30 protein-coding genes, 2 tRNA genes and 2 rRNA genes (1 of these 34 cut by a window edge) are annotated in these 25,580 nt (G+C 37.3%); 28 read left to right on the forward strand and 6 right to left on the reverse strand.

Annotated elements, in window-relative coordinates:
• Window positions 1–13 precede the first annotated feature (13 nt).
• The 7 genes from TZ90_RS09495 (at window position 14) to TZ90_RS10120 (ending at window position 6,270) form a co-directional block, all read left to right on the forward strand.
• Window positions 14–775, forward strand: coding sequence for an SDR family NAD(P)-dependent oxidoreductase (locus TZ90_RS09495; RefSeq protein WP_045612824.1), 762 nt, complete (start codon window positions 14–16; stop codon window positions 773–775).
• Window positions 776–851: 76 nt separating this feature from the next.
• Window positions 852–1,247, forward strand: a complete 396-nt coding sequence (locus tag TZ90_RS09500; protein WP_000282440.1) for a single-stranded DNA-binding protein — start codon at window positions 852–854, stop codon at window positions 1,245–1,247.
• 155 nt (window positions 1,248–1,402) lie between these two features.
• Entirely contained in the window at window positions 1,403–1,687 is a 285-nt protein-coding gene (groES, locus tag TZ90_RS09505) for a co-chaperone GroES (RefSeq protein ID WP_000917335.1), read from the forward strand.
• Window positions 1,688–1,702: 15 nt separating this feature from the next.
• Window positions 1,703–3,325, forward strand: a complete 1,623-nt coding sequence (gene groL / locus TZ90_RS09510) for a chaperonin GroEL (RefSeq protein WP_045612825.1) — start codon at window positions 1,703–1,705, stop codon at window positions 3,323–3,325.
• Between the two features lie 134 nt (window positions 3,326–3,459).
• Entirely contained in the window at window positions 3,460–4,227 is a 768-nt protein-coding gene (locus TZ90_RS09515) for an epoxyqueuosine reductase QueH (RefSeq protein ID WP_020900987.1), read from the forward strand.
• 399 nt (window positions 4,228–4,626) lie between these two features.
• Window positions 4,627–5,400, forward strand: coding sequence for a class I SAM-dependent methyltransferase (locus TZ90_RS09520; protein ID WP_045612826.1), 774 nt, complete (start codon window positions 4,627–4,629; stop codon window positions 5,398–5,400).
• A 12-nt stretch (window positions 5,401–5,412) separates the two neighbouring features.
• Window positions 5,413–6,270: an Rgg/GadR/MutR family transcriptional regulator gene (locus TZ90_RS10120; RefSeq protein ID WP_080890786.1), complete on the forward strand. Its 858-nt coding sequence runs from the start codon at window positions 5,413–5,415 to the stop codon at window positions 6,268–6,270.
• A gap of 363 nt (window positions 6,271–6,633) precedes the next feature.
• Here the strand turns inward: TZ90_RS10120 and ntdP are convergent, their stop codons facing one another.
• From ntdP to TZ90_RS09570, 6 genes are all read right to left on the reverse strand, one after another.
• Window positions 6,634–7,167 (reverse strand): nucleoside tri-diphosphate phosphatase, encoded by a 534-nt coding sequence (gene ntdP, locus TZ90_RS09535; RefSeq protein ID WP_000775316.1) that lies wholly within the window; start codon window positions 7,165–7,167, stop codon window positions 6,634–6,636.
• 88 nt (window positions 7,168–7,255) lie between these two features.
• A complete protein-coding gene (gene recX / locus TZ90_RS09540) occupies window positions 7,256–8,032 on the reverse strand; it encodes a recombination regulator RecX (RefSeq protein WP_045612827.1) in 777 nt (258 codons plus the stop codon).
• Window positions 8,033–8,121: 89 nt separating this feature from the next.
• Window positions 8,122–9,288 carry a tyrosine-type recombinase/integrase gene (locus TZ90_RS09545; RefSeq protein ID WP_045612828.1) on the reverse strand — a complete coding sequence of 389 codons (1,167 nt, stop codon included), beginning with the start codon at window positions 9,286–9,288 and terminating at the stop codon, window positions 8,122–8,124.
• A gap of 830 nt (window positions 9,289–10,118) precedes the next feature.
• Window positions 10,119–10,883, reverse strand: a complete 765-nt coding sequence (locus TZ90_RS09560) for a type II toxin-antitoxin system PemK/MazF family toxin (RefSeq protein ID WP_045612831.1) — start codon at window positions 10,881–10,883, stop codon at window positions 10,119–10,121.
• A 188-nt stretch (window positions 10,884–11,071) separates the two neighbouring features.
• Window positions 11,072–11,611, reverse strand: a complete 540-nt coding sequence (locus TZ90_RS09565) for a hypothetical protein (RefSeq protein ID WP_045612832.1) — start codon at window positions 11,609–11,611, stop codon at window positions 11,072–11,074.
• 229 nt (window positions 11,612–11,840) lie between these two features.
• The gene (locus TZ90_RS09570; RefSeq protein ID WP_045612833.1) at window positions 11,841–12,518 is read right to left on the reverse strand and encodes a helix-turn-helix domain-containing protein; all 678 of its coding nucleotides are present in this window, start codon (window positions 12,516–12,518) and stop codon (window positions 11,841–11,843) included.
• 161 nt (window positions 12,519–12,679) lie between these two features.
• Here TZ90_RS09570 and TZ90_RS09575 point away from each other — a divergent pair, with 161 nt between their 5' ends.
• From TZ90_RS09575 to TZ90_RS09670, 21 genes are all read left to right on the forward strand, one after another.
• The gene (locus TZ90_RS09575; RefSeq protein ID WP_045612852.1) at window positions 12,680–12,877 is read left to right on the forward strand and encodes a helix-turn-helix domain-containing protein; all 198 of its coding nucleotides are present in this window, start codon (window positions 12,680–12,682) and stop codon (window positions 12,875–12,877) included.
• 14 nt (window positions 12,878–12,891) lie between these two features.
• Window positions 12,892–13,497, forward strand: a complete 606-nt coding sequence (locus TZ90_RS09580) for a Rha family transcriptional regulator (RefSeq protein ID WP_045612834.1) — start codon at window positions 12,892–12,894, stop codon at window positions 13,495–13,497.
• Between the two features lie 11 nt (window positions 13,498–13,508).
• Entirely contained in the window at window positions 13,509–13,769 is a 261-nt protein-coding gene (locus TZ90_RS09585; protein WP_045612835.1) for a hypothetical protein, read from the forward strand.
• A 311-nt stretch (window positions 13,770–14,080) separates the two neighbouring features.
• A complete protein-coding gene (locus tag TZ90_RS09590) occupies window positions 14,081–14,533 on the forward strand; it encodes a hypothetical protein (protein WP_045612836.1) in 453 nt (150 codons plus the stop codon).
• Window positions 14,530–14,709, forward strand: coding sequence for a hypothetical protein (locus TZ90_RS09595; RefSeq protein ID WP_045612837.1), 180 nt, complete (start codon window positions 14,530–14,532; stop codon window positions 14,707–14,709). The genes TZ90_RS09590 and TZ90_RS09595 overlap by 4 nt, the downstream gene beginning before the upstream one ends.
• A 1-nt stretch (window position 14,710) precedes the next feature.
• On the forward strand, window positions 14,711–14,926 hold the full coding sequence (locus TZ90_RS09600) for a hypothetical protein (protein ID WP_045612838.1): 216 nt from the start codon (window positions 14,711–14,713) through the stop codon (window positions 14,924–14,926).
• A complete protein-coding gene (locus TZ90_RS09605; protein WP_045612839.1) occupies window positions 14,923–15,180 on the forward strand; it encodes a hypothetical protein in 258 nt (85 codons plus the stop codon). The genes TZ90_RS09600 and TZ90_RS09605 overlap by 4 nt, the downstream gene beginning before the upstream one ends.
• 46 nt (window positions 15,181–15,226) lie before the next feature.
• Window positions 15,227–15,508 (forward strand): hypothetical protein, encoded by a 282-nt coding sequence (locus tag TZ90_RS09610; RefSeq protein ID WP_000492116.1) that lies wholly within the window; start codon window positions 15,227–15,229, stop codon window positions 15,506–15,508.
• Entirely contained in the window at window positions 15,495–16,352 is an 858-nt protein-coding gene (locus TZ90_RS09615; RefSeq protein ID WP_045612840.1) for a conserved phage C-terminal domain-containing protein, read from the forward strand. The genes TZ90_RS09610 and TZ90_RS09615 overlap by 14 nt, the downstream gene beginning before the upstream one ends.
• 11 nt (window positions 16,353–16,363) lie before the next feature.
• The gene (locus TZ90_RS09620) at window positions 16,364–17,209 is read left to right on the forward strand and encodes an ATP-binding protein (RefSeq protein WP_045612841.1); all 846 of its coding nucleotides are present in this window, start codon (window positions 16,364–16,366) and stop codon (window positions 17,207–17,209) included.
• Between the two features lie 5 nt (window positions 17,210–17,214).
• The gene (locus tag TZ90_RS10390) at window positions 17,215–17,370 is read left to right on the forward strand and encodes a hypothetical protein (RefSeq protein WP_000344069.1); all 156 of its coding nucleotides are present in this window, start codon (window positions 17,215–17,217) and stop codon (window positions 17,368–17,370) included.
• Between the two features lie 88 nt (window positions 17,371–17,458).
• Entirely contained in the window at window positions 17,459–17,653 is a 195-nt protein-coding gene (locus TZ90_RS09625; RefSeq protein ID WP_000090304.1) for a hypothetical protein, read from the forward strand.
• Window positions 17,654–17,722: 69 nt separating this feature from the next.
• On the forward strand, window positions 17,723–18,589 hold the full coding sequence (locus tag TZ90_RS09630; protein ID WP_338060567.1) for a phage major capsid protein: 867 nt from the start codon (window positions 17,723–17,725) through the stop codon (window positions 18,587–18,589).
• Between the two features lie 10 nt (window positions 18,590–18,599).
• Entirely contained in the window at window positions 18,600–19,151 is a 552-nt protein-coding gene (locus TZ90_RS09635; protein ID WP_045612843.1) for a hypothetical protein, read from the forward strand.
• 362 nt (window positions 19,152–19,513) lie between these two features.
• Complete coding sequence (locus tag TZ90_RS09640) at window positions 19,514–19,924, forward strand: DUF722 domain-containing protein (RefSeq protein WP_045612853.1); 411 nt, start codon at window positions 19,514–19,516, stop codon at window positions 19,922–19,924.
• Window positions 19,925–20,143: 219 nt separating this feature from the next.
• Entirely contained in the window at window positions 20,144–20,464 is a 321-nt protein-coding gene (locus TZ90_RS09645; protein ID WP_235285537.1) for a transcriptional regulator, read from the forward strand.
• 391 nt (window positions 20,465–20,855) lie between these two features.
• Window positions 20,856–22,211: a 23S rRNA (uracil(1939)-C(5))-methyltransferase RlmD gene (gene rlmD / locus TZ90_RS09650; protein ID WP_001050280.1), complete on the forward strand. Its 1,356-nt coding sequence runs from the start codon at window positions 20,856–20,858 to the stop codon at window positions 22,209–22,211.
• A 58-nt stretch (window positions 22,212–22,269) separates the two neighbouring features.
• Window positions 22,270–22,341: transfer RNA gene (locus TZ90_RS09655), tRNA-Glu, on the forward strand.
• Between the two features lie 241 nt (window positions 22,342–22,582).
• Window positions 22,583–24,128: ribosomal RNA gene (locus TZ90_RS09660) — 16S ribosomal RNA — on the forward strand.
• A gap of 51 nt (window positions 24,129–24,179) precedes the next feature.
• Window positions 24,180–24,252, forward strand: a tRNA-Ala gene (locus tag TZ90_RS09665).
• A 125-nt stretch (window positions 24,253–24,377) separates the two neighbouring features.
• A 23S ribosomal RNA gene (locus TZ90_RS09670) occupies window positions 24,378–25,580 on the forward strand (it continues 1,698 nt past the right edge of the window).
• Together the 16S and 23S rRNA genes with 2 tRNA genes alongside form the textbook arrangement of a ribosomal RNA operon.

Consider the following 25,580-nt stretch of genomic DNA (forward strand, 5'->3'; position numbering starts at 1 on the left):
AGAAGGAAATAAGATGGCAAAAAATGTTGTGATTACAGGGGCGACATCAGGAATCGGTGAAGCGATTGCGCGTGCTTATCTGGAGCAGGGTGAGAATGTCGTTCTAACCGGACGACGGACAGACAGGTTAGAAGCCCTTAAGTCGGAGTTTGCAGAAACTTTTCCAAAACAAACCGTCTGGACCTTTCCACTAGATGTGACGAATATGACCATGGTAAAGACTGTCTGCTCTGATATTCTAGAAACGATAGGTCAGATTGATATTCTGGTCAACAATGCCGGACTGGCTCTAGGTTTAGCACCCTATCAGGATTATGAAGAGTTGGATATGCTAACCATGTTGGATACCAATGTCAAAGGTTTGATGGCAGTTACTCGCTCTTTCTTACCAGCAATGGTAAAAGCCAATCAAGGACATATCATCAACATGGGGTCAACCGCAGGAATCTACGCCTATGCAGGTGCCGCTGTTTACTCAGCTACCAAGGCAGCAGTTAAGACCTTTTCAGATGGTCTGCGAATTGATACCATCGCAACGGATATCAAGGTGACAACCATTCAGCCAGGGATTGTCGAAACAGATTTTTCTACGGTACGTTTTCATGGTGATAAAGAGAGAGCTGCGTCCGTTTACCAAGGAATAGAAGCCTTGCAAGCTCAGGATATTGCAGACACAGTAGTCTATGTGACCAGTCAACCTAGTCGTGTGCAGATTACAGATATGACCATCATGGCCAATCAACAGGCAACAGGTTTCATGGTTCATAAAAAGTAAAAAATTTCCTCGAAAAGTTACAAATTTCTGTAACTTTTTTTGATTTCCTACGAATAGATAAGTAGGAGGAAAAAATATGTATAATAAAGTTATCTTAATCGGACGCTTGACGTCTACACCAGAATTGCACAAAACCAACAATGACAAGTCAGTTGCGCGAGCAACTATCGCTGTGAACCGTCGTTACAAAGACCAAAATGGGGAACGTGAAGCTGATTTTGTCAATATGGTCCTTTGGGGCAGGCTAGCAGAAACCTTGGCAAGCTACGCAACTAAAGGTAGCCTCATTTCAGTGGATGGAGAATTACGTACCCGTCGTTTTGAGAAAAATGGTCAGATGAACTACGTGGCCGAAGTCCTCGTGACAGGATTCCAACTCTTGGAAAGTCGTGCCCAACGTGCTATGCGTGAAAATAATGCAGGCCAAGATTTGGCGGATTTGGTTTTGGAAGAGGAAGAATTGCCATTTTAAACATCGAAAAGTCTGAGTTTGTCTCAGGCTTTTTATCTTGAGAAAGTCAGACTTTTTTCTTGACTATTTCTGACCAAGTGATACAATAGAACTATAAATTAGCACTCAGGTATAAAGAGTGCTAATACTATCTATCTCATTATGGAGGAAATCAGATGTTGAAACCATTAGGAGACCGTGTGGTCTTGAAAATTGAAGAAAAAGAACAAACTGTTGGAGGCTTTGTCCTCGCAAAATCAGCCCAAGAAGAAACGAAAACAGCTACAGTAGTGGCTACTGGACAAGGTGTTCGTACCTTGAACGGTGACTTAGTTGCTCCAAGTGTTAAAGCTGGAGACCGTGTCTTAGTTGAAGCTCACGCAGGTCTTGATGTCAAAGATGGCGATGAAAAGTATATCATCGTAGGCGAAGCTAACATCTTGGCTATCATTGAAGAATAGAAGGAGAAAGTAAGTATGTCAAAAGAAATTAAATTTTCATCAGATGCCCGTTCAGCTATGGTCCGTGGTGTCGATATCCTTGCAGACACTGTTAAAGTAACCTTGGGACCAAAAGGTCGTAATGTCGTTCTTGAAAAATCATTTGGTTCACCCTTGATCACCAATGACGGTGTAACTATTGCCAAAGAAATCGAATTGGAAGACCATTTTGAAAATATGGGTGCCAAATTGGTATCAGAAGTAGCTTCAAAAACCAATGATATTGCAGGTGATGGGACTACAACTGCAACTGTTTTGACCCAAGCAATCGTCCGTGAAGGAATCAAAAACGTCACAGCAGGTGCAAATCCAATCGGTATTCGTCGTGGGATTGAAACAGCAGTTGCCGCAGCAGTTGAAGCTTTGAAAAACAACGCCATCCCTGTTGCCAACAAAGAAGCTATCGCTCAGGTTGCAGCCGTATCTTCTCGTTCCGAAAAAGTAGGCGAATACATCTCTGAAGCCATGGAAAAGGTTGGCAAAGACGGAGTCATCACTATCGAAGAGTCACGTGGTATGGAAACAGAGCTTGAAGTCGTAGAAGGAATGCAGTTTGACCGTGGTTATCTTTCACAGTATATGGTAACAGATAGCGAAAAAATGGTAGCTGATCTTGAAAATCCATACATTTTGATTACTGATAAGAAGATTTCAAATATCCAAGAAATCTTGCCACTCCTAGAAAGTATTCTCCAAAGCAATCGTCCACTCTTGATTATTGCGGATGATGTGGATGGCGAAGCCCTTCCAACTCTTGTTTTGAACAAGATTCGTGGAACCTTCAACGTGGTAGCAGTTAAGGCACCTGGTTTTGGTGACCGTCGCAAAGCCATGCTTGAAGACATTGCCATCTTGACAGGCGGAACAGTTATCACAGAAGACCTTGGTCTTGAGTTGAAAGATGCGACAATTGAGGCGCTTGGTCAAGCAGCGAGAGTAACTGTGGACAAAGATAGCACTGTTATCGTAGAAGGTGCTGGGAATCCTGAAGCGATTTCTCACCGTGTTGCAGTTATCAAGTCTCAAATCGAAACCACAACTTCTGAATTTGACCGTGAAAAATTGCAAGAACGCTTGGCAAAATTATCAGGTGGTGTAGCAGTCATCAAGGTCGGAGCTGCAACTGAAACTGAGTTGAAAGAAATGAAACTCCGCATTGAAGATGCCCTCAACGCTACTCGTGCAGCTGTTGAAGAAGGTATCGTTGCAGGTGGTGGAACAGCCCTTGTAAATGTTATCCCAGCCGTGGCTGATTTGGAATTGACAGGAGACGAAGCAACAGGCCGCAATATTGTTCTCCGTGCATTGGAAGAACCAGTCCGTCAAATTGCCCACAATGCAGGATTCGAAGGTTCAATCGTTATCGATCGTTTGAAAAATGCCGAGCTTGGTACAGGTTTTAACGCAGCAACTGGCGAATGGGTTAACATGATTGATCAAGGGATTATCGACCCAGTTAAAGTGAGTCGTTCAGCCCTACAAAATGCGGCATCTGTAGCCAGCTTGATTTTGACAACAGAAGCAGTCGTAGCCAATAAACCAGAACCACTGGCCCCAACTCCAGCAATGGATCCAAGCATGATGGGTGGGATGATGTAAGCTTTCAGAAAGAAACTTATAAAAAACACAAAAGGAGGGAATGCCTATTCCTCCTTTTTATGATATTCACTTCTAAATTGATTTGAGCTCTCCTAACTTATATGATAAAATAAGACTAGAAAAAGGAGAAGAACATGATCGATGTAGAAGAAATTCTGAGCAAGATGAACCCTAATCAGAAGATTAATTATGACCGTGTCATGCAGAAGATGGTACAAGTATGGGAGAAAAATGAGCAACGGCCAACCATTCTCATGCATGTTTGCTGTGCCCCTTGCAGTACCTATACCCTCGAATATTTGACCAAGTATGCAGATGTGACCATCTATTTTGCCAATTCTAATATCCATCCCAAGGCAGAATACCATAAGCGTGCCTATGTGACTAAAAAGTTTGTCAGTGATTTCAATGAGCGAACTGGCAATAACGTTCAATACCTAGAAGCCCCTTATGAACCTAACGAATATCGTAAACTGGTTCGAGGTTTGGAAGAAGAGCCTGAAGGAGGCGACCGTTGCAAGGTTTGCTTTGACTACCGATTGGATAAGACAGCTCAAGTGGCTATGGACTTGGGATTTGACTACTTTGGCTCAGCCTTGACCATCAGTCCTCATAAGAATTCTCAAACCATTAACAGCATCGGAATCGATGTGCAAAAAATTTATACAACCCATTATCTTCCAAGTGATTTCAAGAAAAATCAAGGCTACAAACGTTCAGTAGAGATGTGTGAAGAGTATGACATCTACCGTCAATGTTATTGTGGATGCGTCTATGCAGCCCAGGCTCAGAATATTGATTTGGTTCAGGTTAAGAAGGACGCCACGGCTTTCTTACTGGATAAGGACGTTGAAAAAGACTATTCCCATATCAAATTTACAGTTACAAAATTAGATATATAAATGAAAACTTGTCTCAAGGTAGGTTTTTTGCTAGTAGAAAAGCGATAGACAGAAATTGCTGGACCAATCTTTGAATTTCTAGTCCAAGGCTTGTGAGTCTTCAACAAGCCTTGGACTCTTAAAAAAATTAAGTTTTGCTCAAAAGAGCTTTTTAAATTAAAACGAGCAATTATCAGTTCAAATCTGTTTCAAAAGAAGAACGGATAAATTAATCGGTGCTTTGTTTTTGAGTTAGGAAGTTAAGCATGCTAAACTGAGTCTTAGGAATAAATTTCTTTATAGAAATGTGTTACAACGTTGCTATAACGGAATATTCCTTTTTTGCATTTATACAACTTATTTAACACTATCTTTATTCTTGTGATATAATGTCAAATTATAGAGTGGAGGTCATTTAAAATGATTGATAAAGTAATTGAACAATATAAAAGTCATGATAATCTTGATATTCGAGTAGAATTACATAAGAAGTATTCAAAAAATAAATTGGGATTTAATAATTGGATATTTTCTAACTACCAAATCACTGATGAAGTAAAGGTTCTAGAATTGGGATGTGGTACAGGAGAACTGTGGAAAAGTAATAGTGATTCTATAGATAAAATGAAGCAGTTGGTTGTTACAGATTTTTCTAAAGATATGGTAAAATCAACGAATTCAGTGATTGGAAATAGAGACAATGTCAACTATGAGATAATGGATATTCAAAAGATTTCTTTTGAGAATGAAACGTTTGATATTGTTATTGCTAATATGCTTTTACATCATGTGAATGATATTCCTAAAGCTCTCTCTGAGGTAAATAGGGTCTTAAAAACCGGAGGAATTTTTTACTGTGCTACATTTGGTGAAAATGGAGTTGTAAATTATTTGGCAAGTTTATTTAAAGATGAGGTTAATCAAGATTTAGAAAATAAAACGTTTACTTTACAAAATGGTAAAAGGTACCTGAGTAGGTATTTTAACTCTGTCGATACATTACTCTATGATGATGAGTTACAGGTAACTAGTATAGATGACCTAGTTAAATACATCCAATCGTTTAAAGGAATTTCAGAAATAGGCTCACTAGAAGAGGAAATAATACGTAAAAGATTGGAAAGTGAGTTTAATAATGGTATGTTGATCATTCCTAAAGAATATGGTATGTTTATCGCTAGAAAAGAAAGTTAAGGGAACGAAATTGTGAAAAATTATGGAGAAGCTTTTCGATATTTTAGAAAATTAAACGGATATTCTTTAGAGTATGCTGCAGCTGATTCTATATCAAAATCTCAACTTTCTAGATTTGAAAGAGGAGAAAATGAAATTTCTCTTTCAACGTTCTTTAAATTATTATCAAATATCAATGTTTCGATAGAGAATTTTTGTAATCACCTAGAACATTATAAAAGAACGGAGCTTGATGATTTTTTGGTTAATTTATCTCCGAATTTTTATAGTTTGAATACTAAAGGATTGGAGGAAATAAAAAATGAGCAACAAAAATTTTTTGAGAAGAGTGGGGAAAAAACTCATAAAATAAATACAATTATGGTTCAGGGATTATTAAATCAGATAGATTGTAATTATGTAGTTAGTAGAGAAGATCTAAATTTAGTATATGACTATTTATTCCAGAAGGAACGATGGGAGTCCTATGAGATAACGCTGATTGGTAATTTATATCATCTTTTTGAAATAGATTATATTTACAGGGTTGGAAAAGAAATACTAGAGCGTACACATTATTACGAAAAAATCGGCAAGAATAGAAATTTAGTTGTGTCAGCTTGTTTAAATTTTTGGTTCTGTTGCCTTGAAAATTCACATCTAATATATGCAGACTACTTTGAAATGAAATTAAAGAAATTATTAAAAGATGACACAAAAGTTTTTGAAAAATCTACATTCAAATTTGTAGAAGGATATAAAATATATCTGACTGAATCTAAAGAATCTGGAATTAAACAAATGGACAATGTCATAAAATATTTTGAGTTTATTGAGTCTAAAAGTATTGCGTTATATTTTAAAAAACGATTAAATGAGTTGGTAGATTAAATAGCATTTTCTCTGTAAAGATATTATTTTTAAAATGTTGTACTAAATGATTGATGTTAGGTGGAAATACAAAAAATAAATTATTTGATACGAAGTTGACCTGTATTTTTTTATACTAATCATCTTCGTATTTTTTGTATTAAACGATATAAGTTTATTGTAAATTTACAATGAACAAAGATATTAAAAAATATCAGTATGTCTATTTGTTTTATATATTTCGCGAATTCTGCATAAATCTCTTTCTAGTAATGTGTTGTAACTCTACTATAATAGATTTATTCCTTTTTTTGTGTCTACACAACTTATTTTACACTATCAAAAAAAACAAGGTCAGGATTTTGTTCCTGACCTTTGACAACTTTACCGATTCTTTAGTTCTACATAGCGCTTGTACCAAATGTTTACATAGGCTTCTGAGAAAGGACCACGTCCATTGTTAATCCAATCAACAAGAATTTTGACATGTTCTTTTAGAATATAGTCCAAATCATCAGAATAATTCATTTTGCGTTTGTGACGCTCATACTCCTCAACGTCCAAAAGACGCTTTTCCCCATCTGTAAAAATTTTAACATCCAAATCGTAATCAATATACTTCAATGCTTCTTCATCCAGATAGTAGGGGCTAGCCATATTGCAATAGTAGGAAATTCCATTATCACGAATCATGGCAATGATATTAAACCAATATTTCTTGTGAAAGTAAACAATAGCCGGTTCTCGAGTAACCCAACGACGACCATCACTTTCGGTAACAAGTGTATGATCGTTGACACCAATAATGGCGTTTTCTGTTGTTTTTAGTACCATGGTGTCCCGCCAAGTTCGGTGGAGACTCCCATCATGCTTATAACTTTGAATTGTAATAAAGTCGCCTTCTTTTGGAAGCTTCATAACTAACCAACTTTCTACAATTTATAAGTTTATCGTTTACTATTGTACCATAAAATTACCTAAAATCTGTGAATTTTACATGAAAATATTAAAGATATTCTCCGAGAGCGCTTGCTATATCCGAAAAATCATAGCCCTTTCGTGCTAAAACTTGGGTTAAACGCTGTTTAAGTTCGTATCCTTCATATTTGCGAGCATACTTAGCATATTGCTTGTCAAGTTCCTTGAAGATGAGTTCCTGAATCGTTTCTCCATCAACTTGACTATCCAATTCGTCAAAGGCACTTTTAGCATCAGAGTAAGAGAAGCCCTTGTTGGTCAGATTTTGGATGATCTTATCTTGCAAGGCACGAGTTGGAAGCTTTCCCTCATATTTTTTCAATAGTTTATTCGCTACACGTTGAGCAACTTCCGAAAAATCAAATTCTTTCAAGTTCTCTTCTATAGTAGATTTTGAAATCCCCCTTTGTGCTAGTTTCTGAGTCAGTACATAAGGTCCCTTGTCTCCTGAAAGTTGATTGGCATTGATGATAGCATAAGCGTACTGGCCATCATTAATCCAATTATCTTCTTTAAGATTAGCAATGACTTGAGAAGCTATGTTTTCATCAATATCGTATTTTTTCAGATATTCTCTAATCTCTTTTTCAGTGCGTGCTTTAAAGGATAGGTGGTAGAGAGCCAGATTTTTACCATAAGAAAATTGGGCAAAGTCCTGTATCTCTTTTAATTCCTCTTCGCTTATCACCTTATCTCTTGATAACATAAAACGAACAATTGTATCTTCAGTAATATAGCATTTATTGTCATTATCAAGCTCCATCAGATAGAGTCTTTTTTTCTTTTCAAGTTTTGTGATTTTCATAGTTCTATTATAACTCAAAATGTGAGAAAAAGCTGCCCCCCCTTGATATAGCCGTTTTTTGTCCCTTGATGATAAATTTTAAGAACTTTTTAGGAACTTTGTAGATTTTCAATGGCTTTTTCATAAAAGGAAGTTGCCTTTTTCTTATTGTCTTTAGATAGGTGGCTATAAATGTCCATAGTCATAGAAAGTTTTGCATGGCCTAGCCGTGTTTGGATTTCTTTGTAAGGCAGTCCTGCATTGAGCAGTAGACTAGCGTGAGTGTGTCGGAAAGCGTGGAAACTCAAACGAGGACAACCAGCCAGTTTTAAATGCTTTTCTAATCTGAATCTGAGCGCTCCAGCTTCTCTATAGTTGTCAAAAGTATCAGAGAACACTTTTTCAAAAGTCATCCCTATCTCCCTACCTATTTGGGATTGTCTTGCTTTATAGAGCCGTAGCATGAGTACCGTTTTGGTATCAAGTGCTATTTCTCTGATACTACTTTTACTTTTAGGGCTAGTGATTTCTTTTAGGGTGTTCAAAGTCTTGGTAACTGAAATGCTACCGTTTTGTAGGTCAATATCAGACCATTTCAAGGCTAGACATTCACGAATACGCAAACCAGTCGCTAGAAGTGTCTTATATAACACCGTATCGGAGAAATTTTTATAAGTGTTTGGCAACTGATCCAGATAATCTAAGAATTTTTTCAAATTGTCGTCATCCAGATATTTCAGTTTTTGCCCTTCTTTGGGTTTGCGACGTGGGACGATGATATCACTAGCTGGATTTGAAGCAATGACTTGCAAGGAAACGGCATAGGATAATATGCGTTTATTTAAGGCATGGAGTTGATTATATTGCTGATAACCTTTTCCTAGTTGATTGTAATCTATTGCCCACTGGTTTACCTGGTGCTGGATGATTGGGGGCGTTAGTTTATCTAGTTTGTAGTCTCCAAAGGCTGGTAGGAGATACTTTTTTATGTTGTTTTTTGCCCCTATAAGAGTGCTATGTTTGACTGTATGGCAATAATTTTCTAGCCAGAGTTCCGTCAATTCCTGATAGGTGGTAACGTTAATGGCTTTTGTGACTGTTGAGCCGTTTTTTTCAAACTCTACCTTGGCTTGGATAGCCTTGCTTTTGAGCCTGTTCTTAGTTCTGTCTGAAATAGTTGTCTTGACTTTCTTACCTGTTACGGTATCGATGCCAAGATAAACGCTGGAACGGTAAACTACTGATCCATCTTTCTTTTTGTACTCTGTAATCTTCATGGTCTTACTCCTTTTCCATCAGCAGGCAAGCAATTAGAAAAGGTTTTGAGTTTATACCATGCGAGGGGCTACGAAAACCCCCTTATTTTCGATTTTAAGCAGTCAGACGATAAATTGTTACCAGAATAGGAAACAAGGCGGATATGGGGCTTATATGAGGTTTGAAAAAGCCTCAGTATTTCAAGAGTTTTATTTAGAAAATAAAAAGGAAGTAACAACTAAGCTACTTCCCTGGAGCGCTGAGGCTCAAAGTTTAAAAATATGAGGGTAAACCTCTAAGTAACTTAATTATAGATTAAAGTCTAATAGATGTCAATCAGCAGGCAAGCAATTAGAAATGGTTTCATTGATTAAACCTCAAAATAATGCACAAAAGGAGCTTCGTTAAAAGCCCCTTTTGGTAGGTCGCTACTGCAACCATTCATTAAGATTAAATAAATTATAATCCATTTGGAGCTATATGTAAACAAATTAGCGAATAAGTTCGCCTTTTTTCGTCCTAAAACTGTCCCTTCCGTGTTGTTTCGTAGTCCATGATTCTCCTTTCTATTTGTCAATTTTTCCGTTTTTTGCACTTTAGTCTGTAAAATTGGTTTTCTATTCTTCAATTTCCTCCATTTTTGCACAATAGACCGTAGAAATAGGGTTGCTATTGGTGAATATGGGGGAGTTTTTTATTTTAAGTTATGTTTACTAGAATATAAAAAGAAAAGTAGCCGTATCAAATACGGCTACTATCACGTTATGGATCTAAAATCCAAATGTAAACTTTATGGAGCTAAACTCCTAATAGCTGTATTGTAATATAATTATTAAAAAATGTCAAGAGATTAGAAAAGGTATAATTCTTTTAACTTTTCGTTAATTTTGTCCAATGTGTTATCAGATACTTTCATTTTTCCGATTGGATCTAATCTATTTTTCTTTAAAATTCTATCTTTGCTGATTGTTTGAAGGTTATTACACTTGGCATAAGAACGCTTAATGTATTTTTTGTAGTATTGAGTTAATTCAATAACGTCATTTATTTCTGATTGTGTCCGTTTAAGGTTATCATCGTCTATTATCTTAGGTTGAATTATTTCGTTTGAAAATTGTTCTGTATAAGCTTGGTAGACATCCGATAAGGCAGCTTCAGTAATTGCATTATTGGAATCTAAATATTTTAGGTAGGCAAATAATTCTTTGTGTAATTTTTCAATATATTCATCAAGCAAAATAGAAGGATATTCCGCAATGACTTCGTCTATGAGTACAGTATCTATTTGATTTTTAGATGTTAGAGGAATTACTGTAAGTGTTTTTTTATAGGGACTATCTACTTTGTCTAAGACAATAGCCCAATGATTATTTGATAATTCTCCGCCTATATTTACACCGAACTCTACGAATATCAGAGAGCCACGACTGAATTTCCAATATTTTCTTTTTTGAGTCTTAGCTTCAAATAAGAATTGTTCAGATTGTCTTTTAACTGCTGGTGCAAGAAATCGGTATTTAGAAGATGTATGTTTTGCTTTACCAAGTTTATAGAGTTTTTCAACTTCTATGTAGTTTTGTTTGGTTTGTTCAAAATATGGATTTTCTTTGTTCATTTTAATTCTCTCTATATATGCCCACGACTTCGCCGATGGTTTAGAAGATATTAGTCATTTCTATTTGTCAATTTTGCCGTTTTTTGAGCTTTAGTCTGTAAAATTGGCTTTCTATTCTTCAATTTCCCCTGTTTTTGCACAATAGACCGTAGAAATAGGGTTGCTATTGGCGAATATGGGGGAGTTTTTTAATTTACGATGAGTTCTCCAACAGGGATAAAATCTTTTTGTTTTGAAGATTTTGCGATTAAGTCGTATTGATCAGCAGATTTTTCATACCCAAGGGAAAGAGTAGTATTGTCGTCTGGTAATTTTTTAGCAAACTCAGATATAGACATACGAAATACGGTAATTGCATTTTGCTGATTAGTTGTAGCAGAATTTGAATTGATTGCGTCCATAGTCTCTTTTGCGCTATCTTTAGCCGTTCCAGTTAGCAAAATCATGATTGTATCATGCGGTTCGGATGAATCTGAATCGATTACGTTATTCTGAATTTTTACGTTTATTGCGCCAGTTGATTCAGGATCTAATTTTGATTTGATTTCAGAAATTAAATCACCGTATTTACTGTTATCTACTTTGGCTTTTGTGTTTGTTGAAGTAGTATTTTTTTGCTCCGTTTTTGGTTGCTCCGAGCTATCTTTAGTAGTTGATTGATTGTTAGAGCAAGCTACTAGAACGGTAGCAGAAAGTAAAATAGCTGATGTACCTAGTAATTTTTTCATAAGTAGCCTCCTATATGCTGATGTTTTTCTGATAAAAGATTTAGTGCGATATCCCATATTTTTTACAATAGACCTATGGGATAGAGTATCTATTGGCGGATATGGGGCTTTTATGGGCTTTAAGCTTGAGAAATTACACGCTTTAATATTTTTAGAGTCCGAAAGTACCGATTTTAAAGCTAAGGTTTGCTATTAAATGTGCTTATATACAAAGTCTAATTTTGTTATTTTATAAAGTTAAAGTTTTAGTATTCTCTAGTTCTTTTTCGGTTTCTCGTTTTAATTCGTCGCTAAAAAAAGACAAATATATTTTATCACCCTTTTGTACAGTGATAGTTTCTAGCCCATCTTCAAATTCTCCAGTACATTCTAAGTAGTCACAAAACACATTTATTTTATTATTGACTTGAAATACATTATTTTTTATTACCTCTAATAACTGAGAGTAAAACGCGGTTTTCATTGATATGGGCAAACCGGATAGAAAATTAAAAAAATCTTCTTCATCATACGCAACGCTTTGTTCTAAATCAATTGAGAGCCAAAGTTTGAAACTGTCATCGTCAAGTGGGAAATCATAGTTTTTTGGATGACGATACCAAAGGGTTAGAAAATAATCTTTTTCAGTATTTTTGGTTTTTAACTTTATCACTACGTAGTCAAGGTTTTTTTCTTCATCATTTTCTTTAAAATACATTTCCCAAATATATGGAACATAAATAAAGAAATCTTTTAATTCAATTCCAAGGTAATTACATAGTTTGTCAACTGTTTCAAATTGAACGCCTTTACCAGTGTTTTCTGCTAAGGCCATTAGAGTGGTTTTTGAAATACCGGTCTCTTCATAAACATCTGCTATTTTTAAGCCTCGTTCAGCCATGAGGACTGCGAAATTTGTTTTTATCATTATAATTTCCTCCGTGTCTAAATTATAACTTAAAGCGCAAAAAAACACAATATACAAAAAAATATAACAGACTATTGACAAATGTTTTAGATTAGTGTATCATGTTTATTGTTAGCGAGTATGCTAAAATATAACAACAATCGATAAAGGAGGGTTGGGTGTTGAAAAATAATATGCGTGTTATTTTGGCAAAGCAACGCAAAAAAACCTCTGACGTTGCAGAGGCTACGGGAATTTCAAAAAGCACCTTAACGGCTTTGTACTATGAACGTGCAAAGAATCCAAGTCTTGATACGTTAAAAAAAGTATCTAGTTATTTGGGCGTTACGCTGGATGAATTTCTAGATACGAAAGAATAGAAAGGAGCGAACCAATGGAACTGGTTTACATGGACGGCAAGAAAGAGCCGTATACTACGAGCGAGATTATCGCTGAATGTGCTGAAGTACAGCACCATACTATTACACGCTTAGTCAGAGACAATAAAGCTGATTTTGAAGCGTTGGGAATACTTGGATTTAAAATCCATAAATTAGATAAGAGAGGGCAACCGAAAAAAATCTATCTTCTGAATGAGCAACAAGCTACCTTGCTGATCACTTATCTAAAGAATACTGAACCTGTACGGCAATTCAAAATGAACCTAGTCAAAGCATTCTTTGAAATGCGTGACGAACTTTCCAAGCGACAACTACAGAGAGAACTGGAAAAGCCAAAGCGTAAAAGCTTAACCGAAGCTATTCAAACATGGGAGAAAGCTCCCAAGTATGCTTATAGTACCCTGACAAACTTACTACTGAAGGGAGTGACAGGGAAGAATAAAGCGCAACTCATGAAGGAGCGAGAAAGTAAGAACGGTATTGATGGTTTGACAAGTGTAGAACTGGCAAACTATCAGCGCTTGGAAGATATGGTTATAGCTATGATTAATTTGAATAGGGGGTATTCAGAAATTAAAGAACTAATTTTTAAAGTATAGGAGTATAGAAAATGGAAAATGAATTTAAGACAGTTACAAATGCCAAGGGGTTAGAAATTCCCAAGTATCCCAAGGATTTTAAAAAGCTGGTTGAGAAAGACAGACAACTAGCCGAATATCTTTGTATGAACTACGAGGATTTGGACAGTGAAGACCTGGGCGCATTTCTTGAAACGGTGGAGCAGGGGTTCAGCTGGATTCTGGATCTTATCGAAAGTAAAGACTTGCTTTATAAACCACAGTCGGGTAGTAATCATGCAAAAAGAAAATAAAAAAATCACTTGCTCAAATTTTGACCGAGGAGAGCAAGCGATAAGATTAAGGATATAGAAATTTTTTCTATACTCTGATTATAGCAAAAAATATCTATTCTATCAAATACCTAAAGAAAAACCGAAGAGCAGGCAAGCAATTAGATAAGGTTTTGAAATCAAGTGCTGACACGGAGATTCTAAGCACTTGTTTAGCAAAAATGAGGGTGATTACCCACGAAACATCACTACAAGCGTTCGCCAACTAGGGGCAATCGCCCAGCGTTTGGAGTGGTGAAACAATCCAATATAGGAAAAAGGGAAAACAGACTATGACAGAAACAACATACGATATTATCGCTAAAAGCTTGGATAGAATTAGTATGGAATTACACCAAGCAGACGAAAACAATGATTTTTTAAGAATAGGACTCTTATCAGGACAATTAAAAGCTATCAAAGAAGATTTACACCGCTTACTTTGGATTGAACTTCCTGAATTGAATGACAGTCATAAAATCAAAGCGATCTCTAAAAGAACTACGGGAATCTTTTTCAGCCCTGGTATTTTTGAATTGGATGCTATGCGACAAGCATTCTTTAAACGCCAAGCCAAGCATTTTTTTGACAATGCAACAGAGCAACAGGCGTATATAGAATATGCTGAAAAGGAGTATTTAGAGGCTACTATAACCTTGAAGGATATTCTTGTTAACTCTAAAAATGGGACCCGACAAGTAAATAAAGATTGTCTTGTAGAAAAATTTGAAGAGGCAATGCAATGACACAATCAGAATTTTACAACCGAATGACTAAAATCAAGGATAGACATCCGAACCTCTTTCAGTTCATCATTGACTTTTTAGATGATAAAGTAACTCCAGAAGAGGTGTACGACTTTCTGAAGATGGAGCACAGCTATCAAGTGAATTATATCAAGAATTACCAAGCGAGGGCATAGCATGAATGAACTAGATTTAAGCAATACACAGGCGGTAATCTTCATGGTGGTATTGATTGGCTTGCTGATTTATTTAAACCACCGAGACCGCGAAAAAAACGCCAAAATAGAGCGAGAAAACCAACAGACGATAGAAACAACTAGCGAGGATTTAAACCCTGATTATGGGCGATATATCCAGCTTGCAGGTGTTAATAAACAAGGAGATATCAAATGACTTATAGAGTACATTTATATACTAAAGAGAAATTAGATGAGCAAGGCTTAACAATAGAGGCTTTTATAGTTAAGCGTATAGAGAACATAGAAAATCTATCAGCAATTTTCGGAGTATTAGATAATCAACTTTCGGATACAAACTTAAGACATAAAGTTTGTAAAACTATTGAGATGATTTTAAATGATCAGGAAGATATGTTATTTAGGGCATTAAGTGACCAAATAACCTTCCGAACCCATAAACCAGCCTAGAAAATGAGGAATAGAATGAATTTAACACTGAAAGGGGTGGAAGGATATGTTTAGTTTGAGTAAAGAAAGCGAACACGATTTAACCAATAGAATAAGCACAGTAGTAGAAAACTATCTAGCAGTCCGAGAAAGACCTAAACCACGACTAACTGGTTTAATATCAGCACAAGAAGCTATGGACGAGTTAGATATAAAATACAAAACCTTGCAAAAGTGGGAAGGTGCAGGACTAAGACGCTACCAACCACCACTAGAAGATACTAGAAAAGTCTATTACAAAGTTACGGATATTTTGAAGTTCCTGGGGGTAGATGATGGCAAAGACTAAAATATATTTTTGGTTAAAAGTTGACAAGAAGTTTTTTGATAATCTTTTTATAAAACGACTTAAAAATATGCCTGGTGGCTACACTATGACAGTGATTTATATCCGTCTTATGTTGGAAAGTTTAGAAGATGATTGTATTTTGTACTATGAAGGATATTTTGATAGTTTGGTACAGGAATTAGCTTTAAAACTAGATGTTTCTGAAGATGATATAAATATGACAGTTGCATATTTTACAAAATGCGGACTAATTCAGATCGATGATGATGGCCATGCTACATTATCACAAGCAAAAGCCATGGTTGAGAGTGAAACAAACTGGGCAAAATACAAGCGAGACCAAAGAAAAAATAGTCAAGATATACCAAAATTGGAGAATGTCCAAAGTAAAGAGACTTTTTCCAACTCATGTCCAACAGAGATAGAGATAGAGATAGATAAAGATAAAGAGTTATATAAAGAATATATATTGTCAGGTAAACCTGACTTTGTATTTCCTAAATGGCTAACTTCTAGTATGATTGATGAGGTAACCAAAGGACGTTCTGAAAAGTATTTAATCAGAATACCTCTGGCATATTTGAACCATACAGTTGGGAAAAATTATAAATATTTGGACAAAAATTTGAAGCCGATAATGGCACGATTCAAAGAAGGCTATACACTTGAAGATTTTAAACAGGTGATAGATATTAAAACGGCAGAGTGGAAGGATAGTCCTGAATTTTCTAAATATCTGAGACCTGAAACACTTTTCGGATCTAAGTTTGACGGTTATTTGAATCAAAAGCCTAAAACAATAAGAGGGAAGTCTGAAGATAACTTCCCAGACCTACCATTTTAGGAGTTGCAAGGATGAAGGAACAATTTAAAGAATTTAATAACAGAAAAATATCAGATAAAGTTTGTGATATTCATCAGGTAAATTACTGGGAAATTTCTATACCTGTAGTAGGGAGTTCAGAAAGAAAAATACAACCATTTTGCCCGGAGTGTGTGAAGGGGGATATTAAACAAAAAGAGAAAGACCTATTACAGAGGTTTGATGATAGACAAACGTATTTTAAAACTTATGATGTCTTAATGCGTGATAGTACAATTCCTAAAGAGTTAAAGGGAGCGACATTTGATAATTTCTTTGTTAAGACTACAGAGGAATGTCAGATGTTAGAGTTTGTAAAGGGGCAAGCCCAGAAATACCTTGCAGGTATGACGGGAAATACTTTAATCAGCGGTAGCACAGGAATAGGAAAAAGTCACTTATCGCTTGCCCTGGCCAAAGAAATCAATGAGAGTTTCAGAGAGAAGAACGAGCCTAAGAGCGTATTGTTTGTCAGCTTAACCGAGATTATCAAGCAGATAAAAGAAGGTTGGGCTTATGGAAGAAATGCAAACTTAACAGAGTATGAGGCGGTTAAAAAGCTGGTTGACGTTGATTTTCTAATCATTGATGACCTTGGAGCAAAAAATGGAACAATCACTCCTAAGAGTGACTGGGAACAGGATTTCTTGTTTGATATTATCAACAATCGAGAAACTACGATTTTCAACACGAACCTAGATAGTAGTGAACTGCGGACTGTTTACAATGCTAGAAATTCAAGTAGAATTTTGAAAGGTTTAGAAGGGAACACTTTCAAGGCTTTTACGATCAAAGATAAGCGATATACGATTAACACAGTGAGAGGAGAGAAAGGTTAATAGATATGGATGAAATGAAATTTTCAACAGAAAAAGGCTTTATTGTCTACGAAAAATGTGGTATAATAGAGATAGAAAAAGTTCCAAGATTTGGAGAGATAACTTTAGTCTACTCAGATGGGAAATTTACTCATCTAGTCAAAAAAGAAACTAAAAAATAAGTCTATTGAGAACAACTCAGGGGCATACCGTAAGCATATGATGCTAGTGGTATGCCCTTTTTGTTTGCATAGAAAGGGGGTGAGTGTTATGGCAAGAGATACTTCTTTAGGGTATATAGTAGCCAATAAGTTTTCTATGGATCCAGATAAAAGACAGAAAATATTTTCTCAGTGTAAAAAAGAAGATAATAGCTTAGAACAACGGAAACAAGAAATACTAGAAAAATATGCTGACAAAAATAAAGAATCAACAGCTAGAAAAAATGATTTTAAAAGCTCGTAGAGTTCTAAAAGAAAAGCTAAGAGCTAAGAACTTTAGAAAAAATTATAAACAACGAGGAGCAATAAAGAGATAAAGGAGTATAAAATGGCTAAAAAATTTAGTTTGGTAGAAAAGTATGTAAGAAGTAGAGGAATGAGTATTGATGATGAAAAATCAAAAACAGGTTTAATATTATCACAAGATATAACAAGTATCTATGACGTTCCTGAAGAAGGAAAAGAATTAGTGGATCTTGTTAATGTGATTGAGCACACGGGTACTGGTGGAACATATGAAACTGTAGGTTTTGACGATGAACATCTATCAGAACTTGAATCAGAAGAGTTTAGAGATAGTAAAAGTGTAGAACTTAGAAAAAAACAGATTAGAACCAAGTTTGAACACAAGACATTTTCAGGCCGTATTGCCTTATCGTCTGAACAAGTTGATGATGGAGAATATAATATATCAGACTTCTTAAGTAACAAAATTACCCGTCTTTGTCGTAAAACACGTAATATTGAAATTGGAAAAATTCTAAAAGAAGCACCTGAAAAAAATGTTTCTAATTTTGACGAATTGAAAGACACCATAAACGATTTGAATCCTGAACGTCATAATACTCTTGTATTAAGTCAGTCACTATTTAAGTTTTTAGATAAAGAGAAATCTAGCGATGGAAATTATATTTTAAAAATTAACAAGAAGGAACAATACTCAGAAAACTTATACGTTGATGATGTTATTGTTGTATCTGATGAAGTACTAGGAGTAAAAGGCGATAAAGTTGCTTTCGTTGGGGATTTGTACAATTTCGCTACTTTATTTGAAAGAAATAAAAATAGCTTACGTTGGGTAAGTGAATCCGTTATTTATGGAATGAGTTTAATGCTTTATACTCGTTTCGTTGTGAAGAAAATTGAAACGGATTGCGCTTTCTTTATAAAATGGAATTAGGAGATAGGGGATGGATATTAGAGAAGTATTATCAACATTAGAAAATCTTGATGATAAAAAAGATAAGATTGCAAAAGCAAGAACAAAGTTGGAAGAAAAAAGAAAAACAATTACTGGAGAGAAGAAGGTTTCATTTGATAATATTGATTCTTTTTTTGAGGATAATGCTACTTCCTTAGAACAAATTGCTAAAATGAGTGAATCAATCGATCTTTTAGAGAAAGAGTATGATACTAATTTCTGGGAGGCAAAGGCAGCGATATTTGAATATATCTTTAAAGAGACTAAACGAAGAGCTGAAGAAAAGAAAATCTATAAACGTTACCAGAAGAAACTTAGAATAATTTTAGATGCCTACGATGAAATTCAATCACTAAAGAAAGATGTAGAAGAAATACATAAAGAAGTAGTTGGAGAAATAACTCAGGAGCATTCTCTTGCAGTATATCGGACAGAAGTAAATCCAACAAGTATTCTTCCGTTCTTAAATCCTGATATCAGTGGGCATATGAATTTTTCTAAGGAATATCGTGAGATTAAAGAGTATTTAGGTAAAGAGTAATTCATTAGAAACAAGGCTAATTTGAATATCAAGAAATTGATAGCTATATCAAAAATGGCCTTGTTTTTAATTTCAGTAAATTAGTTTCACAAAATGAAGAAAGCATAAACTAAAACAGAGTATAGGCTTGGAAGCCATGTATATCAGTAAGTTATAGAATGGAGTGAGTTTCACAGAATGTAAGATAAGAGAAACTGGGGAATAAATTAGAGGGATACTTCTTTAAATTGTCATATTGAAGAGTTGTCAAACTTAAAACAATGATACCTGGTAAGTGGAGTGTTGAAAGGCTTTTAAGCTTTTGTCAGTTTGACAGAATGCAAGATAAGAAAATTTTAAAATTGAAGTGGAGGTACTTGACTATGTATGAACTGAGTAACAGAGACCTGGACGGGATAGATATCGAGTTAGGGCGATATAGAACGATTGCTAATAAAATTTACTTGAGAAGACAAGAGTTGATACATAACAAGAAACATGGGAATGAAACGTATATTAGATCTCAGGGCAAGAAAGTTTCAAGTCCTACTGAAGATACTATAATTAGAATTGAAGAAGATTTAACCTTAAGATATCTGGAAGGTTTTAAATTAATTGTAGATACCTTGATGGAGAATCTGATTGATACTGATCTAGTCATCTTTAAAATGAGATTTTTAGAAGCTGGTGTGACTTGGGAAGACGTGGCAGAGAAACTAAGTAAAAGTACTCGTTATATAAATAGTCGAAGAAAAGTAATCGCTAAAAGATTTATAGAACTGAAAGGATATTGACTCCCCCCACGTTGAAAAAAATTTTTTGAATACTTTGGGAACCGGTGAAGGGAACTTTTTCCAAGTCGGAGCACTTCAGACAAAAAGGGGATAAAAACCTTCCAATTTATCAGAAAAAGATTAGTTTTGAAGAAGGAAGATATTTAGTAGAAGAAATTAAGCTTTTCCCTTGTAATTTAAAGTAGAAAGAGGATGACCTACTTTCTGAGATTCCAGAGGATGGCAGGAAGTGAAAACCAAGTTACAATAGATGAAGAGGCTTGGAAACTTGTCCTACCTGATCAGTGGAATTTGACTAGTAAGCATAAAAAGGCAATCAGAGAGAGTCTAGAAACATTTGTCCATGATATCAATAAGATAGAGAACAAGCGAGCCAGAAAATACTTTATTATCCATTATTGTTACATGAGGAAGAAAACAGTAAGTGAATGTTTAGAAATTGCTGGGACAAAATCCACTAATTATCATAGATACAAACAGATAGCTGTCTTAAACTTTGCTAGAATCCACCAGAACGGAGAACTAGAAGCATATAAGTAGCCATCAGCTGAATAACTGGAGTCTAGGACGCCCCGTTTTAGGGCTTCATCATATAGAACTCCATGAATCAACTAGAAACCCTTAGAAATGAATCTAGGGGCTTTTAGATTTTAGAATATATAGGTTGGTGATATATGGTATAATGGTGATAGGTAATAAAAAAAGCACGTTTGACCGTGCTAGTTTCTTGCCTGCTGAACTCATCATATAGTATAGTGGCTCCTTTATGGGGCTTTTTTTGTGAACATTTTTAGGAACTTTTAAAGAATTTAAAGAAAATATAAGGAAATATGATTTTAAAGAAAATCAGGAATATCAAGGCCTTTACTTACTAATGAAATATAAAAATCAAGCGGTAGCGGAATAACTCAAAATGTGATAAGATAGGGGTATGAATCTGAAAGTGAAACAAAAAATACCATTAAAAATCAAGCGCATGGGAATTAATGGTGAGGGAATCGGCTTTTATCAAAAAACCTTAGTCTTTGTGCCTGGTGCTCTCAAAGGAGAAGATATCTATTGTCAGATTACTTCTATTAAACGTAACTTTGTTGAAGCAAAATTACTAAAGGTTAATAAGAAGTCTAAATTCCGAGTTGTGCCAGCTTGTACTATTTATAATGAATGTGGAGGCTGCCAAATCATGCACCTGCATTATGATAAGCAGCTAGAGTTCAAGACGGACTTACTTCATCAAGCGCTGAAAAAATTTGCTCCTGCAGGATATGAAAATTATGAAATCCGCCCGACGATTGGTATGCAGGAACCAAAGTACTACCGTGCTAAGTTACAATTTCAGACTCGAAAATTTAAGAATCAGGTCAAGGCGGGCTTATATGCACAAAACTCTCACTATTTAGTAGAGTTGAAAGACTGCCTGGTACAAGACAAGGGAACCCAAGTGATTGCTAATCGTCTAGCAGAATTACTTACTTATCATCAGATTCCAATCACGGATGAGAGAAAAGTTCTAGGAGTTAGGACTATTATGGTCCGACGAGCAAGAAAGACTGGACAGGTTCAGATTATTATTGTTACAAATCGCCAGCTTAATTTAACCCTGCTGGTAAAAGATTTAGTTAAAGATTTTTCAGAGATTGTGACAGTAGCTGTTAATACAAATACAGCTAAAACCAGTGAGATTTATGGAGAAAAGACAGAGATTATCTGGGGTCAAGAGAGTATTCAAGAAGGTGTTCTTGATTATGAATTTTCACTATCTCCTCGCGCTTTCTATCAACTAAATCCTGAACAAACAGAAGTCCTCTATAGTGAGGCAGTAAAGGCGTTGGATGTTGATAAAGAAGACCATTTGATTGACGCTTATTGTGGAGTTGGAACGATTGGATTTGCCTTCGCAAAGAAAGTTAAAACACTTAGAGGTATGGATATTATTCCAGAAGCCATTGAAGATGCCAAGCGAAATGCTAAAAGAATGGGATTTGACAACACACATTACGAAGCTGGAACAGCAGAGGAGATTATCCCTCGCTGGTATAAAGAAGGCTACCGAGCAGATGCTCTGATCGTAGACCCACCACGTACAGGTCTAGATGACAAGTTATTAGATACAATTCTTACCTATGTACCAGAAAAAATGGTCTATATTTCTTGCAATGTTTCAACCTTAGCTCGTGATTTGGTACGCTTAGTAGAAGTCTATGATCTTCATTATATCCAGTCGATCGATATGTTTCCACACACCGCTCGAACTGAAGCAGTGGTAAAATTAATTAAAAAAGTTTAAAAAAGTAGTTGACAAAGTTTGAAAAGCCTGTATAATAGTAAGAGTTGAAAACAACTCAGGTCCGTTGGTCAAGGGGTTAAGACACCGCCTTTTCACGGCGGTAACACGGGTTCGAATCCCGTACGGACTATGGTATGTTGCGGATGGAACACTTGATGAAAAAAGATTAAAAAAGTTTCAAAAAAGTGTTGACAAGCGAAAGCGACTGTGATATACTAATATAGTTGTCGCTTGAGAGAAGCGAGTGACAAAGACCTTTGAAAACTGAACAAGACGAACCAATGTGCAGGGCACTACAACTAAGGTTGTAGTACTGAACAATGAAAAAACAATAAATCTGTCAGTGACAGAAATGAGTGAGAACTCAAACTTTTAATGAGAGTTTGATCCTGGCTCAGGACGAACGCTGGCGGCGTGCCTAATACATGCAAGTAGAACGCTGAAGGAGGAGCTTGCTCTTCTGGATGAGTTGCGAACGGGTGAGTAACGCGTAGGTAACCTGCCTGGTAGCGGGGGATAACTATTGGAAACGATAGCTAATACCGCATAATAGTAGATGTTGCATGACATTTGCTTAAAAGGTGCAATTGCATCACTACCAGATGGACCTGCGTTGTATTAGCTAGTTGGTGGGGTAACGGCTCACCAAGGCGACGATACATAGCCGACCTGAGAGGGTGATCGGCCACACTGGGACTGAGACACGGCCCAGACTCCTACGGGAGGCAGCAGTAGGGAATCTTCGGCAATGGACGGAAGTCTGACCGAGCAACGCCGCGTGAGTGAAGAAGGTTTTCGGATCGTAAAGCTCTGTTGTAAGAGAAGAACGAGTGTGAGAGTGGAAAGTTCACACTGTGACGGTATCTTACCAGAAAGGGACGGCTAACTACGTGCCAGCAGCCGCGGTAATACGTAGGTCCCGAGCGTTGTCCGGATTTATTGGGCGTAAAGCGAGCGCAGGCGGTTAGATAAGTCTGAAGTTAAAGGCTGTGGCTTAACCATAGTACGCTTTGGAAACTGTTTAACTTGAGTGCAAGAGGGGAGAGTGGAATTCCATGTGTAGCGGTGAAATGCGTAGATATATGGAGGAACACCGGTGGCGAAAGCGGCTCTCTGGCTTGTAACTGACGCTGAGGCTCGAAAGCGTGGGGAGCAAACAGGATTAGATACCCTGGTAGTCCACGCCGTAAACGATGAGTGCTAGGTGTTAGACCCTTTCCGGGGTTTAGTGCCGTAGCTAACGCATTAAGCACTCCGCCTGGGGAGTACGACCGCAAGGTTGAAACTCAAAGGAATTGACGGGGGCCCGCACAAGCGGTGGAGCATGTGGTTTAATTCGAAGCAACGCGAAGAACCTTACCAGGTCTTGACATCCCTCTGACCGCTCTAGAGATAGAGCTTTCCTTCGGGACAGAGGTGACAGGTGGTGCATGGTTGTCGTCAGCTCGTGTCGTGAGATGTTGGGTTAAGTCCCGCAACGAGCGCAACCCCTATTGTTAGTTGCCATCATTCAGTTGGGCACTCTAGCGAGACTGCCGGTAATAAACCGGAGGAAGGTGGGGATGACGTCAAATCATCATGCCCCTTATGACCTGGGCTACACACGTGCTACAATGGCTGGTACAACGAGTCGCAAGCCGGTGACGGCAAGCTAATCTCTTAAAGCCAGTCTCAGTTCGGATTGTAGGCTGCAACTCGCCTACATGAAGTCGGAATCGCTAGTAATCGCGGATCAGCACGCCGCGGTGAATACGTTCCCGGGCCTTGTACACACCGCCCGTCACACCACGAGAGTTTGTAACACCCGAAGTCGGTGAGGTAACCGTAAGGAGCCAGCCGCCTAAGGTGGGATAGATGATTGGGGTGAAGTCGTAACAAGGTAGCCGTATCGGAAGGTGCGGCTGGATCACCTCCTTTCTAAGGAAAAGGAACTGCGCATTGGTCTTGTTTAGTCTTGAGAGGTCTTGTGGGGCCTTAGCTCAGCTGGGAGAGCGCCTGCTTTGCACGCAGGAGGTCAGCGGTTCGATCCCGCTAGGCTCCATTGGTGAGAGATCACCAAGTAATGCACATTGAAAATTGAATATCTATATCAAATAGTAACAAGAAAATAAACCGAAAACGCTGTAGTATTAATAAGAGTTTATGACTGAAAGGTCAGAAAAATAAGGTTAAGTTAATAAGGGCGCACGGTGGATGCCTTGGCACTAGGAGCCGAAGAAGGACGTGACAAACGACGATATGCCTTGGGTAGCTGTAAGTAAGCGATGATCCAGGGATTTCCGAATGGGGGAACCCAACAGGTACTACCTGTTACCCGCATCTGTTAAGGATGTGAGGAGGAAGACGCAGTGAACTGAAACATCTAAGTAGCTGCAGGAAGAGAAAGCAAAAGCGATTGCCTTAGTAGCGGCGAGCGAAACGGCAGGAGGGCAAACCGAAGAGTTTACTCTTCGGGGTTGTAGGACTGCAATGTGGACTCAAAGATTATAGAAGAATGATTTGGGAAGATCAGCCAAAGAGAGTAATAGCCTCGTATTTAAAATAGTCTTTGTACCTAGCAGTATCCTGAGTACGGCGGGACACGTGAAATCCCGTCGGAATCTGGGAGGACCATCTCCCAACCCTAAATACTCCCTAGTGACCGATAGTGAACCAGTACCGTGAGGGAAAGGTGAAAAGCACCCCGGGAGGGGAGTGAAATAGAACCTGAAACCGTGTGCCTACAACAAGTTCGAGCCCGTTAATGGGTGAGAGCGTGCCTTTTGTAGAATGAACCGGCGAGTTACGTTATGATGCGAGGTTAAGTTGAAGAGACGGAGCCGTAGGGAAACCGAGTCTGAATAGGGCGAATTAGTATTATGACGTAGACCCGAAACCATGTGACCTACCCATGAGCAGGTTGAAGGTGCGGTAAGACGCACTGGAGGACCGAACCAGGGCACGTTGAAAAGTGCTTGGATGACTTGTGGGTAGCGGAGAAATTCCAAACGAACTTGGAGATAGCTGGTTCTCTCCGAAATAGCTTTAGGGCTAGCGTCGACATAAAGATTCTTGGAGGTAGAGCACTGTTTGGGTGAGGGGTCCATCCCGGATTACCAATCTCAGATAAACTCCGAATGCCAATGAATTATGGTCGGCAGTCAGACTGCGAGTGCTAAGATCCGTAGTCGAAAGGGAAACAGCCCAGACCACCAGCTAAGGTCCCAAAATAATTGTTAAGTGGAAAAGGATGTGGGGTTGCACAGACAACTAGGATGTTAGCTTAGAAGCAGCTATTCATTCAAAGAGTGCGTAATAGCTCACTAGTCGAGTGACCCTGCGCCGAAAATGTACCGGGGCTAAAACAATTTACCGAAGCTGTGGATACCT

The sequence above is a fragment of the Streptococcus mitis genome, assembly GCF_000960005.1.
In the GTDB taxonomy this organism is placed as follows: domain Bacteria; phylum Bacillota; class Bacilli; order Lactobacillales; family Streptococcaceae; genus Streptococcus; species Streptococcus mitis_CK.

Bases quoted from the DNA above. Each gene is read 5' to 3' on its own strand.
- TZ90_RS09495 (WP_045612824.1), top strand. From the start codon at position 14: ATGGCAAAAAATGTTGTGATTACAGGGGCGACATCAGGAATCGGTGAA.
- TZ90_RS09500 (WP_000282440.1), top strand. From the start codon at position 852: ATGTATAATAAAGTTATCTTAATCGGACGCTTGACGTCTACACCAGAA.
- groES (WP_000917335.1), top strand. From the start codon at position 1,403: ATGTTGAAACCATTAGGAGACCGTGTGGTCTTGAAAATTGAAGAAAAA.
- groL (WP_045612825.1), top strand. From the start codon at position 1,703: ATGTCAAAAGAAATTAAATTTTCATCAGATGCCCGTTCAGCTATGGTC.
- TZ90_RS09515 (WP_020900987.1), top strand. From the start codon at position 3,460: ATGATCGATGTAGAAGAAATTCTGAGCAAGATGAACCCTAATCAGAAG.
- TZ90_RS09520 (WP_045612826.1), top strand. From the start codon at position 4,627: ATGATTGATAAAGTAATTGAACAATATAAAAGTCATGATAATCTTGAT.
- ntdP (WP_000775316.1), bottom strand. From the start codon at position 7,167: ATGAAGCTTCCAAAAGAAGGCGACTTTATTACAATTCAAAGTTATAAG.
- recX (WP_045612827.1), bottom strand. From the start codon at position 8,032: ATGAAAATCACAAAACTTGAAAAGAAAAAAAGACTCTATCTGATGGAG.
- TZ90_RS09545 (WP_045612828.1), bottom strand. From the start codon at position 9,288: ATGAAGATTACAGAGTACAAAAAGAAAGATGGATCAGTAGTTTACCGT.
- TZ90_RS09560 (WP_045612831.1), bottom strand. From the start codon at position 10,883: ATGAACAAAGAAAATCCATATTTTGAACAAACCAAACAAAACTACATA.
- TZ90_RS09565 (WP_045612832.1), bottom strand. From the start codon at position 11,611: ATGAAAAAATTACTAGGTACATCAGCTATTTTACTTTCTGCTACCGTT.
- TZ90_RS09570 (WP_045612833.1), bottom strand. From the start codon at position 12,518: ATGATAAAAACAAATTTCGCAGTCCTCATGGCTGAACGAGGCTTAAAA.
- TZ90_RS09580 (WP_045612834.1), top strand. From the start codon at position 12,892: ATGGAACTGGTTTACATGGACGGCAAGAAAGAGCCGTATACTACGAGC.
- TZ90_RS09585 (WP_045612835.1), top strand. From the start codon at position 13,509: ATGGAAAATGAATTTAAGACAGTTACAAATGCCAAGGGGTTAGAAATT.
- TZ90_RS09590 (WP_045612836.1), top strand. From the start codon at position 14,081: ATGACAGAAACAACATACGATATTATCGCTAAAAGCTTGGATAGAATT.
- TZ90_RS09595 (WP_045612837.1), top strand. From the start codon at position 14,530: ATGACACAATCAGAATTTTACAACCGAATGACTAAAATCAAGGATAGA.
- TZ90_RS09600 (WP_045612838.1), top strand. From the start codon at position 14,711: ATGAATGAACTAGATTTAAGCAATACACAGGCGGTAATCTTCATGGTG.
- TZ90_RS09605 (WP_045612839.1), top strand. From the start codon at position 14,923: ATGACTTATAGAGTACATTTATATACTAAAGAGAAATTAGATGAGCAA.
- TZ90_RS09610 (WP_000492116.1), top strand. From the start codon at position 15,227: ATGTTTAGTTTGAGTAAAGAAAGCGAACACGATTTAACCAATAGAATA.
- TZ90_RS09615 (WP_045612840.1), top strand. From the start codon at position 15,495: ATGGCAAAGACTAAAATATATTTTTGGTTAAAAGTTGACAAGAAGTTT.
- TZ90_RS09620 (WP_045612841.1), top strand. From the start codon at position 16,364: ATGAAGGAACAATTTAAAGAATTTAATAACAGAAAAATATCAGATAAA.
- TZ90_RS10390 (WP_000344069.1), top strand. From the start codon at position 17,215: ATGGATGAAATGAAATTTTCAACAGAAAAAGGCTTTATTGTCTACGAA.
- TZ90_RS09625 (WP_000090304.1), top strand. From the start codon at position 17,459: ATGGCAAGAGATACTTCTTTAGGGTATATAGTAGCCAATAAGTTTTCT.
- TZ90_RS09635 (WP_045612843.1), top strand. From the start codon at position 18,600: ATGGATATTAGAGAAGTATTATCAACATTAGAAAATCTTGATGATAAA.
- TZ90_RS09640 (WP_045612853.1), top strand. From the start codon at position 19,514: ATGTATGAACTGAGTAACAGAGACCTGGACGGGATAGATATCGAGTTA.
- TZ90_RS09645 (WP_235285537.1), top strand. From the start codon at position 20,144: ATGGCAGGAAGTGAAAACCAAGTTACAATAGATGAAGAGGCTTGGAAA.
- rlmD (WP_001050280.1), top strand. From the start codon at position 20,856: ATGAATCTGAAAGTGAAACAAAAAATACCATTAAAAATCAAGCGCATG.